Below are 15,369 nucleotides of genomic sequence, written 5' to 3' on the forward strand. Positions count from 1 at the left end.
GCAATCTCGGCGTATAACGCTAAGGTGAAAGCACATCCAATGAACTGAAAGGGGTACGCTTTATGGAAAAGCCGGTGCATTACTTCAGCGAGCTGTTCGAACAATTGGGGCTGGCATCCGATACTGCTTCGATCGAGCGCTTCATTCAGCGCCATGCGCCGCTTCCCGACACCATGCCGCTCGCCGATGCGCCCTGCTGGAATGAAGGACAGGCGGAGTTTCTGAAGGAAGCGGTCGAGGAGGACGCCGACTGGGCCGAGGTGGTCGACCACCTCGATGCCTCCATGCATAAACCAACCTGATCGCGTTAAGCTGCTGCCAGGCATGACGCCGGCCTGAAGCGTCAGCCTGGTATCGGCGCGGCATCATAAGCCTAGACCTGCAGCCGTGCCTCCACCCGCTCGAGAATCTGACGGCTGACCTTACCCACCAGCGGCGTCGCCGCCTTGTTGACCGCCTTTTCCATGAACCGGCTGCCGATTTCGTAGCTAAGCGTCAGCGCCACTTCGGTGCCTTCCGGCACCTCGCGCAGATAATAGCGACCCTGGTTTTTCACCCCGTCTACCGATTCCCAGGCGAGCACCTTGGGCGGCTGGATCTCGGTAATCACGACATCAAACGTCCAGTCCATGCTCAGTGCGCGCACGTGCCACCGGTAACGGTCGTCACCCAACGGGTCGATGGCACGAATCAGATCCGAATAGTCGGCGAAATCCTCGACGCGCCTGAGCAGCTCGAACACCTGCTCGGGCGTTGCCCTGACGATGGCGCTGTGTTCAATAGTGGCCATAGATTCATCCCTTCAATTAGGCCCCTAGCCTAGCACTTTCGACGTCGATTGTGTGTAGCCATAAAGGCGTCGATTGCGTACACTTGCGTCCCTTCCGGACCGGACCCCGGAACGCAGTAGCCGCTTGGCATCACGCTACGATCAATAAATTCTCCGGCATAAGAGTGTCTATCATGTCAATTTCCCAACCCCCGCCCGGGGCGACCGCCGTGGTGATCTATTCCGGCGGCATGGACTCGTTTACCCTGCTTCATCGCGCCATCAATGAAGGCTATCGCGTCCATGCGCTGTCCTTTCATTATGGTCAGCGCCACGCCCGCGAGCTCGATACCGCCCGCCACGTCTGTCAGCAGTTGGGCGTTCCCCACCAGGTCGTGGATATTCGTTCGATCCATTCGTTGATCGATAACTCGGCGTTGACCAACACCGCCCACGACATGCCCCACGGCGACTACGACAGCGATAACCTGTCGGCCACCGTTGTCCCCAACCGCAATATGATCCTGCTATCGCTGGCCATTGCGAATGCCGTCAACATTGGTGCCAGCCGCGTGGATTACGGCGCTCATGGCGGCGACCACGTCCTCTATCCCGACTGCCGTCCCGCCTTCGTCGAGGCCATGAGCCATGTCGCCCGGATCGCCAATTTCTCGCCCATCGACGTCCACGCCCCTTACCTGCATGCCAGCAAGGCCGAGATCCTCGCAGAAGGCCTGGCACTGGGGCTCGACTATCGCGACACTTGGACCTGCTATGAGGGCGGCGAGCTCGCCTGCGGTCGCTGCGGAAGCTGTCGAGAGCGTCTGGCCGCCTTTGCCGCGAATGGCGTCAGCGACCCGCTTGCCTATGCCGACGACACGGAGGCAGACGCATGTATCAGGTAAAAGAGGCCTTCTATACCCTTCAGGGTGAAGGCGCGCAGGCCGGGCGGGCCAGTGTGTTCTGCCGTTTCAGCGGGTGCAATCTGTGGAGCGGGCGCGAACAGGATCGCGCCACGGCCCGGTGCACGTTCTGCGATACCGATTTCATCGGCACCGACGGTCACGGCGGCGGCCGTTTCGCCACCCCAGAGGCCCTGGCCCAGCATATTCTGGCGATGTGGCCAAACGAGGCCGGGAACGCAACCCCTTACGTGGTGTTCACCGGAGGCGAGCCGCTGCTGCAGCTCGACGCGGCGTTGATCGTCAACCTGCACAGCCTGGGGTTTGAAGTCGCGGTCGAGACCAACGGCACGCTCCGCCCACCCGCAGGCATCGACTGGCTGTGCGTCAGCCCCAAGGGTAACAATCCCCTGGTGGTTCAGCGGGGAGATGAGCTGAAGCTGGTCTATCCTCAAGTCGAAGCGCCCCCCGAGGCGTTTGCCCATCTGGACTTTGGTCACTTTTTCCTGCAGCCGATGGACCTGTCCCCGGTAGATCAAGATACCGACACGGTGTCACGCACTACCGCCTACTGTTTAGCCCACCCGCAGTGGCGCTTGTCGCTGCAAACGCACAAAATCGCAGGTTTTGACTGATGGCGTTATTTGTCAATCAACTGACGCATATCGATGCGTCACTATGGTGCCCCGAAGCGGGCTTGAAGGGCGTGAGCTGGCAGGTGGATGCACTGCTCGAAGGCGAGCTCGGCGAAGACGGCATGCTGTTTGATTTTGGCGACGTCAAGCCGTGGATCAAGCACCACCTGGATGCCGGCCTGGATCACACGCTGCTGGTGCCCATGAAGGCCGAGGGGGTCAGCGTGACGGAATGCGCCGAAGGCCTGTCCGTGCAGACCACCTCGCCCTACCCCATGCATGTCACGGGCCCGAGAGAAGCCTTCACCCTGGTGCCCGAGGCGATCATTGATCGCGACGCGGTAGCGCGCGCGCTGAGTGACGACCTCACTGCCAGGCGGCCGGAAAATGTCTCGCGGGTGCAGCTAACCTTGAGCGACGAGCCTATTGATGGGGCCGTCTACGGGTATAGCCATGGTCTGAAGCGCCATGCGGGCAACTGCCAGCGGATTGCCCACGGCCATCGCTCGCGGCTGCATATCTGGCAGCACGAGACGCGCCAGCTCACGCTTGAGCATGACTGGGCCGAATGGCTGGACAACCGCTATCTGGTGGAGGCTGGCGATATCGTCGAGCAGGATGCAAAGCGGCTCACCTGCCGCTATCAGGCGGCCCAGGGCATGTTCTCGATCACGCTGCCGAGCGATCGCTGCGCCGTGCTGGCAACACCCACCACGGTGGAGAATATTGCCCGCTGGCTGGCCGAAAGCATCGCCGTGCAGACGCGCAGCGTGACCCGGGTGCACGCTTTCGAGGGATTCAATAAAGGCGCCATTGCCGAGGCGGGCCATGAGCGATAAATGCCGCGCCGGCTGCGGGGCCTGCTGCATTGCGCCCTCCATCAGCTCAGCGATCCCGGGCATGCCGAATGGCAAACCTGCGGGCGTGCGCTGCGCACAGCTGGACGAACAGAACCTGTGTCGCCTGTTCGGGGATCCTGCCCGCCCTGCGGTCTGCGAGCGCTTCCAGTTCGACGCTGCCGTTTGCGGACGGCAGCGCGAAGAAGCCCTGGTGACGCTAACCTGGCTGGAAGCGCATACCTGACATCCTGGCCTAGCTCTCGAGACGCTCCGGATGAGCCAGGCGATGATCCAGCAGGCTTACCCAGCGGACCAGCACCGGCGCGTCGCTGTGGCTGACATCGCCAAGCAAGTGATGGAAGGCTTCGCGGGCGTGCGCGTCGTCCGGCGCAATACGCGTCAGCCATAGCTCCAGCGCGGCCAGTTCCTGGTGACGGTTGCCGTGTTCACGGGCCTGGGCAATCGCCATCTCGGCCAGTGCGCGCACTTCATGAGCCGGGTGATCCAGCATGATGCGTACCCGTGCCAGCTGGGTGGCCAGTTCCGGCAGAAACAGCGTCGTTCGCTCCTTGGCAATCAGCAGGCACTGATCCAGATAATCCTCTGCCTCGCTCAACTCACCCAGCGCAATGCAGGCGTCGGAGTACCACAGCACGGGGCGCTGAAAACGATCCCGGCCATTGAGCTCAGCCATCTGATCAAGACTCTCGCGCAGCTGGGTGAGCCCACCGTGGTCTCCCGCCAGCGCCCGCTGCCACCCCAGAATACCCTGGGCGGAAATCTGCCAAAGCTGCAGGTCTGGCGTGGCGGTCATGGCGGCCGCCTTTTCCGCGTGACGCGCCGCCAGATGAACATGGCCCAACTGACGGTAAAGCGAGGCGGCAAACAATAGCGCCATGGCCAGCGTCCCTGGGTGACCAAGCTTTTCAGCCAGACGAATCGCCGCGGACACCTGGCGTTCGGCACGCTGGTAGTCACCGCGCAGACACAGGGCCCAGCCCTGGAAGCAGGCCGCCGTCACCTGCGGGTGATCAGAGAAAGGCAGCCACTCGATCATCATGGGGGCGTTGAGCGGGTCGATTTCGTTCAGGTGATCGTTGGCCTGCTGGATACGCCCCGCCCAGTATTCACAGTGCGCCCGCGCGTAGTCCGCAAGTCGCTGATAGCGTGGATCCTCGAGACGCGCGGCGATATCCGCCAGGGTCGAGGCAAGCGCAAAGGCGTCAGCATGGGCATAACGCTGACTGCGTCCTACCCACAGGCCCCACTTGACCAGGAAGATCTGCTCGAGGTCTTCGGGGTCGTCCCGGTTGACTTCCGATTGGCGCAGCAGCTCTCGGGCGCGCACAAAGCTCTCGTGGGCTGTCGGCGAACCATGACCTTCCAGGGCAAACGCCGCCTGACCGCGCACGGTCAGCAGACTCACTTCACGCTCCGCCTGATGCTCGACGTGACGCAGGCTGGCGAGCCCGAAGTCGGCCATACGCAGCGCGGTACGATTAGCGCTGACCTTCAACGCCTCCCTGGCAGCCAGCTCGAAATAGCGGGCGCCGCGCGCATAATGCCCGCTGCGCCGAAGGTGGGTCGCAAAATCCCCTGGATGGCGGCTGATCCACATCGGGAATCGCTCTTCGATCAGGCTGACCACCTGCTGGTGGCGGGTGACACGCACGTCTCTCGGACAGGACAGGTAGGCTGCCTCCTGTAGCAGCTGATGGCTGAACTGAAACTCGATCTCGCCGGAACCGGTATCCACCGGCTCGATAATTTCCAGCTGGCGCATGTGATCCAGCGCCTGCTGGAGGCGCGCATTGTCGTAGCCGCTGCACTCCCTGAGAAAATCAAGCCGGAAGCGCTTTCCCAGCACCGCTGCGATATGGGCAATGTCCCGGTCGCTTTCCAGCTGGTCGATGCGACTGGCCAGCAACCCAAGCAGCCCCTTGGGCAGTTCGTCGAATTGGACACTGCGCCCTTCACGACGATCCATGTCCAGACGACGGCAGATTTCCTGCATATACAGTGGCACGCCATCGCAGCGCTCGATGATCTGGTTACGCAGTCGCGGGCTCAGGTGAATGCGGTAGCGCCGCGACAGTTGGGACAGCAATCGCGATGACTGCAGCGCATCCAGCCGCCCAAGGGTGATCTGCTGATCCCAATGAAGTTTCAGTGGCAGCGGCTCGCGGCCATGGTGGCTCGCCACCAGCATGAAGGCAGTGTTGATCGGCAACCGCGCCTGAAGGCCAGAGAGCACTTTAAACGAAGGTTCGTCGAGCCACTGCAAGTCATCGATCATCAGCACCAGGGTATGCGTTGTCGCCTTGCGCTCGATCAAGCGGTGCAGCAGCATCACGACGAGCTCGACCGCTTCCCCGTTTTGGGTAAGCTGCGAAACCTCCTGCACACTGCGCACGCCAAGCGCCTCTTCCAGCAGGCACTGCTGATCGTCGCGCAGCGAATTGAACGCCAGCTCTTCCTGCAGGCCAAGAAGCGCATCGACATCGGGCGTGCACGCTAGGTGCCAGGCCAGCAAGGTACGCGCGACGCCATAGGGCTCCAGCACCGAGAGCCGCGTGGTAGGCTGCCAGCAAATGGCGGCGTCGCGTGTCAGTTCAAGCTGGCGGAAGCCCACCATCAAGGCTGACTTGCCCATCCCCGAAGCGCCGCGCACCAGCACGCTCTGACGCAACCCGATACCGGCACGGGCGAGTGCATCACGCAGCGTTCGCAGCGAGGTCTCGCGTCCCACCAGGCTCGGCGGCAAGGCATCGCGACCGCCTTCGTTCTGCCCCAGCACCAGCGCGCGCTGACGTACGCGACCGTCGCTGGCCACCACGCGGGAGGCCAGGCGCGGCTGGAGATCCAGCGCCGGCGGCATGTGTTGGCTGGACTCATGGGAAATGACCAGCTCACTGCCTTCGGCGGCACTCATCAACTCCACCGAGGTTTGGGTGACCTGACCCAGCGGATCCGCCAGCTGACGTTCAGGCAGATAAACCACCCGCCCGCTGTGCAGCCCGGCGGCCAGCTCGAACTGGGGAGGGTCGCCATCGCCGCTCCAGTGCCTGGCTGACTCCTGGGGCAAGGTTTGACGACAGTGTTCGTAGAGGGCAACCAGCTCAGCCAACTGATGCGCGGGACCGTGGGTACCAAAGCAGGCCAGCCCCAGCCCGCCGGTGGCGCCGGGCAGCCAAAAGCCACCCAGGTGATGGCATTGTTGTTCAAGCCAGCGCAGCAGCTCGAGCTGGAGGGCGAGGCAGTCGCGCGCCGCGGCGCGATCCTGCCAGTCGCCCTGAAGCCGCAGACGAATGGCCATGACCGACAGCTGACGCAGCTCGATTTCGTCTTCCCGCAGCGGCTTGCTGTCCGTGGCCAGCGCCCGCGAAAAAGCGCCCTGTGGCGACATGGCGCGCGCGTCGTGGTGACCATCAGACCAGTAGCTTGCCAGCTGCAGAAAGCTCGGCTCCGGCTGCTGACCCGACAAGGCCAGCAGCTGTAGATAGCTGTTGTATTGCTCGTGGGCCGCGGCCATCTGCTTTTGTTCGGCAAGCTGTTTGACCAGGCGCTCATGGAAAGGCCCGTAGCCCGAAAAGCGGCTAACCAGGGTTTCTAGGAGGGTATCAGGCACGTCCTGATGATTATCCAGCACATGCTCGGCAAAGCGGATGACCCGCTGGCGCCATTCGTTACGCACCTGAACCAGCCAACGCTGAAACTCGCTGCAGTTGGCAAGCTGCAATTCTTCGATCAGATCGCCCTGATAACAGGTCAGCACCGCATTCAGCGTCTCCAGATCGCGGGGCCCTTCAAGCAGGGCCTGCAGCTCGTGGAGGTCGACCTGCCAGTCGGCCGGGAGCTGAAAGGCAATGGTCTGACGCGACACGTTAAGCACCTGGTCGGCATCGTCACCTAGCGACTGGCGCAGGCAGTGCAGTGCGTGGCGCAGGTTGGTGCGCCCCGACGACAGTCCCTGATCCGGCCACAGCAACTCCGCCAGCGCGGCCCGATTGACCGGCTGCCGATGCAGCAACAAGTAGACAAGCAGCGCTTTCACCTTGTCATAACTGAAGTGCGTCAGCACATCATCGCCCTGAGACAAGGCAAAGTGGCCGAACAGGGTGAGTTGGTCGTACTGGTTCGCATCGCGCATGATACACATCCTGTCTGGACGAACGGCGAATTACGCTGGCACGCCGCTATGAAAACGGAAAGCCGAATCCGGCGAAGTGATTAATGCCGCTTCGCAATCGACAAAAAACGCGATTCGCTCGTCGATCGAGTCATCGGTCTGCTGTCGGGCAAGCAGGAGATAATCTTCGAAATGACGCCCTTCTGACTTGACCAGAGTGCGATAGAACTTCGCCAACTCCTCATCAAGGTACGGGATAAGACACGCAAAGCGTTCGCAGCTTCGCGCCTCGATAAGCGCCCCGATAATCAAAACGTCAATCAATCGTTCTGGATCCTGGGGCCTGACGTGACGACGCAGCCCTTCTGCGTAACGTGAGGCGGTCAAGTGCCGATATACCACCCCGCGCCGTTCCATCAGCGTCACCACCTGTTCAAAATGCAGCAGCTCTTCACGGGCCAGCTGCGACATCTTGCTCAGCAGGAGCGGCTGATCGACGTAGCGATATAACAGGCTCATCGCCGTGGACGCCGCCTTCTTCTCACACTGGGCATGGTCAATGAGCAGGGTTTCGGGGTTTTCCAGTGCCCAGGCGCGCCAGGCATCCGGGGTAGGACACGCCAGAAAGTCGTGCAGGCTTTCGGGCAGCAAATCGTCTGCTCCGAGCCCATGATTGGCTTTTGCGTCTGAGATTACTTGTATTGACATAACACCATTACTCAATATCTATGACATTATTGTACAACATTATGACACCTTGGGTAATGCGACATTGCGCTATGCGCTATAGGGGGCATCAAGGTAGTGCGAAGGTGGCGAGCACGCCTGGACGTAACGCGGCGTTACGAGAATCACACTTTCCACCTCCGCTGTCGATAGCCTGGGCCTTATAGACGCCTATCATCACAAAGTACAACGCCTTGAATTCCGACTCGCCTTAACATTGTCGACAGTTTCACGTAGAATCTCCGTCATCCAACCAGCGCTGTTTGTCAAGCGTATGTCGGTGTCCGGCGGCCTACTTCGGTGTATTGCCTGTGCGCCGCCTCCACCCTATAAAGCAGATGAGAGGGCCCCCAACGTGCTTGAAGCTTACCGCCAACATGTCGAGGAACGCGCCGCAGAGGGCGTACCCGCCAAGCCCCTGACCGCCGAGCAAACCGCAGCCTTGATCGAGCTGCTGAAAACCCCGCCGGCCGGTGAAGAGGAATTCATTCTTGACCTGATTACCAATCGTGTTCCCCCCGGTGTTGACGAAGCGGCTTACGTGAAAGCCGGTTTCTTGACCGCCATCGCCAAAGGCGAAGCCACATCACCCCTCATCGATAAAGTGCACGCCGTCAAGCTGCTTGGCACCATGCAGGGTGGTTATAACATCGTGTCTCTGGTTGAGCTGCTCGACAACGACGAGCTGGCCCGGGAAGTCGGCGAACAACTTAAGCACACTTTGCTGATGTTCGATGCCTTCCACGATGTCGAACAGCGCGCCAAAGCCGGCAACAGCGTCGCCAAGGACGTGATCCAGTCTTGGGCCGACGCCGAGTGGTTCCTTTCCAAGCCAGCGCTTGACGAAAAGATCACGCTGACGGTCTTCAAGGTACCGGGCGAAACCAATACCGACGACCTGTCGCCTGCGCCGGACGCCTGGTCGCGTCCTGACATTCCGCTACACGCCAACGCCATGCTCAAGAACGAGCGCGAAGGCATCGAGCCAGTAGAGCCGGGCAAGACCGGCCCGCTCCAGCAAATCGAAGCGGTCAAGGCCAAGGGCTTCCCAGTGGCTTACGTGGGCGACGTTGTGGGCACTGGCTCTTCGCGCAAATCCGCCACCAACTCCGTGCTGTGGTTCTTCGGCGATGATATGCCTTATGTCCCCAACAAGCGCGCCGGTGGCTTCTGCTTCGGCAGCAAGATTGCCCCGATCTTCTTCAACACCATGGAAGACTCCGGCGCCCTGCCGGTCGAGATGGATGTTGAAAAGCTGGCCATGGGCGACGTCATCGACGTTTACCCTTATGCCGGCAAGGTCTGCAAGCACGGCACCGACGAAGTGCTCACCACGTTCGAGCTGAAAACCCAGCTCATTCTTGATGAAGTGCGTGCCGGCGGACGTATTCCGCTGATCATCGGCCGCGGCCTGACGGGCAAGGCACGTGAATCACTGGGCCTCGCGCCGTCGGACGTCTTCCGTCTGCCCGAGCAGCCCAACGACACCGGCAAAGGCTTCACCCTGGCGCAGAAGATGGTCGGCAAGGCCTGCGGCATGGACGGCGTTCGCCCCGGCATGTACTGCGAGCCCAAGATGACCACCGTGGGCTCCCAGGATACCACCGGGCCGATGACCCGCGACGAGCTGAAAGACCTTGCGTGCCTGGGCTTCCAGGCCGATCTGGTGATGCAGTCATTCTGCCACACCGCCGCTTACCCGAAGCCGGTGGATGTGGACACGCACCACACCCTGCCTGACTTCATCATGAACCGTGGCGGCGTTTCGCTGCGCCCGGGCGACGGCATCATTCATAGCTGGCTCAACCGCATGTTGCTGCCTGACACGGTCGGCACCGGCGGTGATTCGCATACCCGCTTCCCGCTGGGCATTTCCTTCCCGGCCGGCTCAGGCCTGGTGGCTTTCGCCGCCGCAACGGGTGTCATGCCCCTCGACATGCCGGAATCCGTCCTGGTGCGCTTCAAGGGCAAACGCCAGCCGGGCGTCACGCTGCGCGACCTGGTGCACGCTATTCCGCTATATGCCATCAAGCAGGGCCTGCTTACCGTTGAGAAATCCGGCAAGAAGAATGCCTTCTCGGGCCGCGTGCTGGAAATCGAAGGCCTTGAAGACCTGACCGTGGAACAGGCTTTCGAGCTTTCCGACGCCTCCGCCGAGCGCTCGGCGGCAGGCTGCACCATCACGCTTTCCGACGAAAGCGTCACCGAATACCTCAAGTCCAACATCACCCTGCTCAAGTGGATGATGGCCAACGGCTACGGCGACGAGCGCACCATCAGCCGCCGCATCGAAGGCATGGAAGCATGGCTGGCCGATCCGAAACTGATGCGCGCCGACAGCGATGCCGAGTACGCCGAAGTGATCGAGATCGACCTTGATGAAATCAAGGAACCGGTACTCTGCGCGCCCAACGATCCCGATGACGCACGCCTGCTTTCCGACGTGGCCGGCGAAAAGATCGATGAAGTCTTCATCGGCTCGTGCATGACCAACATCGGCCACTTCCGTGCGGCCGGCAAACTGCTTGAAAAACAGCCCGCCGGCAGCCTCAAGACCCGTCTATGGCTGGCACCGCCAACCAAGATGGATCAGCACCAGCTGACCGAAGAGGGCTACTACGGCATCTACGGCCGTGCCGGCGCACGCATGGAAATGCCCGGCTGCTCACTGTGCATGGGCAACCAGGCACGCGTCGCGGCCAAGAGCACCGTCGTTTCGACCTCGACGCGGAACTTCCCCAACCGCCTGGGTGACGGTGCGAACGTGTACCTCGCGTCCGCAGAGCTTGCGGCCGTCGCCGCCGTTGAAGGCCGTCTGCCAACGGTCGACGAATATCGCCGTTACATGAGCGAATTTGACGCCATGGCCAGCGAGATATATCGTTACATGAATTTCCACGAAATTGAGGAGTATCAAAAGATCGCCTCAAACGTGATTCCGGTAGCCCAGGAAGCCTAGGCTTCTGCTACCGCTCCATCGCCGATGCTCGCACCATCGCAAAGGAGCGCTGCTCTTTTGAGTCGATGAACGAACGCCCCGCCTCTGTCCTACAGGGGCGGGGCGTTTTTTTAGCCATGGATGACCACGTTAAGGAGTATGCTATGCCGACAATTATCACCCCCGATATCTGCGATGCCTTTCCGGGCGTTCAGGTCGTCGAGCCTCTATTCGCCAACTTTGGCGGTATGGATGCCTTCCACGGCGCCGTTCGCACGATCAAGTGCTTTGAAGACAATTCGCTTGTCAAGCAGGCCGTTGCCGAAGCGGGTAATGGCGCCGTCCTGGTGGTCGATGCGGGCGGCTCGCCGCGCTGCGCCATGCTCGGCGACATGCTGGCCGAGCAGGCGGTCGAGAATGGCTGGGCCGGTATTGTCATGTACGGATGCGTGCGCGATGTCGATGTCCTTGCCACGCTTCCCCTTGGGGTTCAGGCACTGGGCAGTCATCCGCGGAAAAGCGAAAAACGCGGTGAGGGACAACGCGATATCACCCTCAGCTTTGCGGGCGTGACCATCTCCCCCGACGACTGGCTGTACGCCGACAATAACGGCATCCTGATTGCCGACCATGAACTAGCGCTTGATCAGCGCTGATACGGCCCGCTTGCCAGGGGTGGCGGTTGCTGCCACTCTGATTCTTCATGCTCTGACGTTATTGTGACCATGCAGCCGCTGACCCAGTTAGGCTATGCACTTGCTCGCACGCTACGCGATCATCTGCGTCCGCTTATTGCCTTTCATCTCTTCTTTACCCTGTTGGCTTCTGCGCTGTTATTGCCCGCCATTGCCTGGGTAATGCGCACGTTGCTGGCACAGCTGCAGCGCAGTGTCGTTACCAACAACGAGCTCGCAAGCCTGATATTCAGTCCTCTGGGACTGGTGGGCATGCTGGTGGGGATCGGTCTGTTCTTTACCGTGATCTACTGGCAGCAAGCCGGCATGCTCCAGGTCGCGATTCGCCCCCGGGACAACCACTATCGCCTCGCCTTCGACGCCCTCTGGCTGAGCAGTCGCCGCCTGCCTGCCCTCGTCGGCTTGGTGGTGTTACAGGTCGGCAGCCACCTGATACTCATGGCCCCTTTTATGGTGGCGCTGACATGGCTTTATGACGTCTGGCTGAGCGGCATCGATCCGTATTACCTGCAGCGCGTCAAGCCCGCGTCACTGTGGTATTTCCTCGCCTGCGCCATACCGCTGTTATTGCTGTGGATGACCCTGTCCGCCAGGCTGTATCTGCGCTGGCTGCTGGCCCTTCCGCTAGTGGCGCTGGAGCAATGCTCGCCAATACAGGCGCTTCGCCGCAGCGTCGTGCTGACTCGGGGCTGGCACCGCTCGATTGGCATTGCCGTGATACTGGTGCTGACGCTCATCATCGTGCTGCCACTGGCGACCACCCTGCTCTTCGACCGCCTGTTCACACCGCTATTGTGGTGGCTACCCGAGCACACGGCCGTGCTGGTACCCGCCATGCTTGGCTACTTGACCGGGTATGCCCTGATCACCCTGGCGATCACCTTCGTGGGTATCGCCGCCAACGCGCTGCTGTCCGCCTGTCTGTATCTGCAGCTGGCGCATCGCGAAGCGCGCCCCGCACCGCCTGAGGACGCCCATCCTGGGCGCTTTGCCTGGGCCGTCGAGCTCGGCGTGCTGGCGTTTGCGGCCCTTCAGGCCTGGTGGATCCTGACCAGCTTCGAGATTCGCGACGATGTTGCCATCATTGCGCATCGGGGCAGCTCCATGGCGGCGCCGGAAAACACCCTGGCCGCGTTGGATCTCGCCATCGTGGAGGGCGCCGACGCCATTGAAATCGACGTCCGCCTGACGGCCGACCAGCAGGTCATGCTCTACCATGACCGTAATATGGCACGTCTTACTGGCGATCGAGAGGAATTCGGCGACCTGACACGAGAAGAACTGGAACGTTATGACGTGGGCAGCTGGTTCGGCGACGCCTACCGGGGAGCATCCATTCCCGGCCTCGATGACGCACTCGACCTGGTGCGCGGGCGCGCCGACCTGATGATCGAGATCAAACCCTTGCCCGGTCAGAGGCAGGCCCTCGGCGAGGCCGTCATTGATGCGCTGCGCCAGGAGACCGACACGCGTTACCGGTGCTGGACGGAAATCGACAACCCGGTCGACGCCTACATACGGTGTGGCTACCCAAATGCCATGCACACCATGCGCATTGCCACCATGTCGCCTGGCCTGGTGCCGTTCATCAAGGAACAGGCGCCGGATCTGAAGGTAACCCTCATTGCACAACTCATCCTGCCCGGCACCCTGGATCGCAGCGCATTCGATGCGCTTGGGTTGCGCCATAACCGCATCACCGCCCAGGAAATACGTCTGGCCAGCCTCTACGGCTACGAGGTGCATGCCTGGACGGTCAACCGTCGAGAACGCATGTCCACGCTGATCGACTTGGGAGTGGATGCGATCATCACCGATTACCCGGAGCACTTGGTCGAACTGCGTAACGACCGCCGAGCGCTGAGCGACGGCGCCTTGATGCTGGTCAAACTGCGAAACTGGCTACGGCGCTAGTCCCCCATTACCACGCCTTCACGGCGTGGATCAGCGCCGCCAAACAAGGAACCGTCTTCGTCGCGCATGATTGCCTGCAGCCCGCTGGTCAGCGCTCGCTCGCTGATCTCATGTCCGCGCTCGCGCAAGGCGTCGCGAGTGGCCTCCGGAAAACGATCTTTCTCAACCCACACCTGATCGCCCAGGGTCACCGCGTGCGGCAGGTTCAAGGCGGTTTGCGCATTCATTCCCCAGTCGCGAAGCGCCACCAGCGTGCGCGCCGTGTAATGGATGATCGCCGCCCCGCCAGGCGAGCCCAGGCTCCCCAACAGCTCGCCACTCTCCCTGTCGAAAATCAGCGTCGGGCTCATGCTTGAACGCGGCCGTTTTCCAGGCTCAACGCGATTGGCCACGGGCTCGCCTTCTTCCTCTGGCTGGAAGGCAAAATCGGTGAGTTCATTATTGAGCATAAAGCCGCCGGGCAGGTCGGTGCCGCCGTCGCTCATGATGCGCGAGCCGAATGCCTGTTCGATAGTCGTGGTCATCGACACCGAGCGGCCTTCTGCATCCACAATGCTGATATGGCTGGTGCCATACTCGGGTTGGGTCGGCTGGGCGGCAAAGCTTGTCTGCATTTCACCGGGGCGGCCGTGTTCCGCACCGTTGCCCATGCTTTCCTGGCCAATCAGCGCGCTGCGTTCGGCAAGGTAGTCCGGCGCCAGCATGCTCGACCAATCTCCCCCGGGGGCGTCGACGAAATCCGGGTCGGCGATGTAGTAGTTTCGATCGGCGAAGGCCAGCCGCGATGCTTCCAGAAATTGATGCAGCCAGCCACTGCTGGTGACGCCGTCATCCAGCGGCGCTTCAAGCAGGGGCTGCTGATCGAGCATGCCCAGGATCTGCATGACCGTAAGATGGCCGGAGGAAGGGGGAGGAAAACCACATACCTCCCACTGCTGCCAGGGAGTGCAGAGGGGATCGCGCAGAATGGCCTCGTAGGTTTCGAGGTCGTCAAGCGCCATCTCACCCGGGCGCTCGGGATGCTGGGTTATCCGCTCGACCATATCCTGGGCGATGCCGCCTTGATAGAAGGCAGCGCTTCCATTACGGGCGATACGTTTCAATACCGCCGCCAGGGCCGGGTTGTTGAGCGTCTCTCCCACCTCGATAGGGTCACCTTCCTCGTCGTAATAAAAGGCGCGCGCCAGGTCGTTATTGCGCAGCGCCTCGTCATTGGCCAGACTGGTATGCAGGCGTGGGCTGACCGCAAACCCTTCTTCCGCCAGGGTTATCGCCGGCGTCAACAGCGCTGCCCAAGGTAAACTGCCGTGAGCGGCGTGGGCTTTTTCCATCAGCCGAACGGTGCCCGGCACTCCGACAGACCGACCGCTCGTCACCGCCTCCATAAACGCCAGCGGCTCTCCATCCTCCATGAATAAATCACCGTCGACGGCGGCAGGGGCGGTTTCACGCCCATCGTAGGCAAGTACATCATGTCCATCGTAATAGAGCAGAAAGGCCCCGCCGCCCAACCCGCTGGACTGTGGCTCCACCAGCCCCAGCACCATCTGGACGGCAATGGCGGCGTCGATGGCATTGCCACCCGCTTTTAACACCTGGTAGCCCGCATCGGTTGCCAGCGGATTGGCCGCCGCTACGGCAAATTCGTCAGCTGCCCAGCCGGGCTTTTCCTCATAACCCGAGCCGTCCTCCGGTGAGATGGCGGGCGTTTCGTAATCGAAGCCCCATGCATAAAAAGGCACTACCAACAGGCCAGGCAGCAACCAGGCAATTTTTCTTGAGGGCATCACGCCGACTCCGACATTGTGTTCAATCCAACCGC

General features: G+C 61.5%; 12 protein-coding genes. 8 read left to right on the forward strand and 4 right to left on the reverse strand.

The features are described 5' to 3' along the window. Positions 1 to 62: 62 nt before the first annotated feature. Entirely contained in the window at positions 63 to 302 is a 240-nt protein-coding gene (locus tag QC815_RS05905; protein WP_230448457.1) for a DUF2789 domain-containing protein, read from the forward strand. Between the two features lie 71 nt (positions 303 to 373). Here QC815_RS05905 and QC815_RS05910 read toward each other — a convergent pair whose 3' ends face one another. Next, positions 374 to 790 carry an SRPBCC family protein gene (locus QC815_RS05910; RefSeq protein ID WP_230448456.1) on the reverse strand — a complete coding sequence of 139 codons (417 nt, stop codon included), beginning with the start codon at positions 788 to 790 and terminating at the stop codon, positions 374 to 376. Between the two features lie 173 nt (positions 791 to 963). On the opposite strand from QC815_RS05910, the gene queC reads away from it, so the two are divergent. From queC to QC815_RS05930, 4 genes are read left to right on the forward strand one after another with little or no spacing between them, the layout of a single operon-like run. Then, positions 964 to 1,674, forward strand: a complete 711-nt coding sequence (gene queC / locus QC815_RS05915) for a 7-cyano-7-deazaguanine synthase QueC (RefSeq protein ID WP_230448455.1) — start codon at positions 964 to 966, stop codon at positions 1,672 to 1,674. Beyond that, positions 1,662 to 2,306: a 7-carboxy-7-deazaguanine synthase gene (gene queE, locus QC815_RS05920; protein WP_230448454.1), complete on the forward strand. Its 645-nt coding sequence runs from the start codon at positions 1,662 to 1,664 to the stop codon at positions 2,304 to 2,306. Before queC ends, queE begins: the two co-directional genes overlap by 13 nt. Beyond that, positions 2,306 to 3,145 (forward strand): 6-pyruvoyl trahydropterin synthase family protein, encoded by an 840-nt coding sequence (locus QC815_RS05925; RefSeq protein WP_230448453.1) that lies wholly within the window; start codon positions 2,306 to 2,308, stop codon positions 3,143 to 3,145. Before queE ends, QC815_RS05925 begins: the two co-directional genes overlap by 1 nt. Further along, entirely contained in the window at positions 3,135 to 3,389 is a 255-nt protein-coding gene (locus tag QC815_RS05930; protein ID WP_230448452.1) for a YkgJ family cysteine cluster protein, read from the forward strand. The genes QC815_RS05925 and QC815_RS05930 overlap by 11 nt, the downstream gene beginning before the upstream one ends. A 9-nt stretch (positions 3,390 to 3,398) precedes the next feature. On the opposite strand, the gene QC815_RS05935 is transcribed toward QC815_RS05930, so the two are convergent. Together QC815_RS05935 and QC815_RS05940 are read right to left on the reverse strand one after the other, a co-directional pair. Continuing rightward, positions 3,399 to 7,295 carry an ATP-binding protein gene (locus tag QC815_RS05935; RefSeq protein WP_230448451.1) on the reverse strand — a complete coding sequence of 1,299 codons (3,897 nt, stop codon included), beginning with the start codon at positions 7,293 to 7,295 and terminating at the stop codon, positions 3,399 to 3,401. 30 nt (positions 7,296 to 7,325) lie between these two features. Continuing rightward, positions 7,326 to 7,982 carry a MiaE family protein gene (locus QC815_RS05940; RefSeq protein WP_230448450.1) on the reverse strand — a complete coding sequence of 219 codons (657 nt, stop codon included), beginning with the start codon at positions 7,980 to 7,982 and terminating at the stop codon, positions 7,326 to 7,328. A gap of 373 nt (positions 7,983 to 8,355) precedes the next feature. Between QC815_RS05940 and acnB the strand changes: the two genes are divergently transcribed. From acnB to QC815_RS05955, 3 genes are all read left to right on the forward strand, one after another. Beyond that, entirely contained in the window at positions 8,356 to 10,959 is a 2,604-nt protein-coding gene (gene acnB / locus QC815_RS05945) for a bifunctional aconitate hydratase 2/2-methylisocitrate dehydratase (RefSeq protein ID WP_230448449.1), read from the forward strand. 143 nt (positions 10,960 to 11,102) lie between these two features. Then, a complete protein-coding gene (gene rraA / locus QC815_RS05950; protein WP_309767451.1) occupies positions 11,103 to 11,594 on the forward strand; it encodes a ribonuclease E activity regulator RraA in 492 nt (163 codons plus the stop codon). Positions 11,595 to 11,663: 69 nt separating this feature from the next. After that, on the forward strand, positions 11,664 to 13,547 hold the full coding sequence (locus QC815_RS05955; protein ID WP_309767454.1) for a glycerophosphodiester phosphodiesterase family protein: 1,884 nt from the start codon (positions 11,664 to 11,666) through the stop codon (positions 13,545 to 13,547). Here the strand turns inward: QC815_RS05955 and ggt are convergent. Then, positions 13,544 to 15,334 (reverse strand): gamma-glutamyltransferase, encoded by a 1,791-nt coding sequence (ggt, locus tag QC815_RS05960; protein WP_309767456.1) that lies wholly within the window; start codon positions 15,332 to 15,334, stop codon positions 13,544 to 13,546. The genes QC815_RS05955 and ggt overlap by 4 nt on opposite strands. Positions 15,335 to 15,369: the final 35 nt, after the last annotated feature.

It is taken from the genome of Vreelandella gomseomensis, assembly GCF_031451645.1.
Classification (GTDB): Bacteria; Pseudomonadota; Gammaproteobacteria; order Pseudomonadales; family Halomonadaceae; genus Vreelandella; species Vreelandella gomseomensis.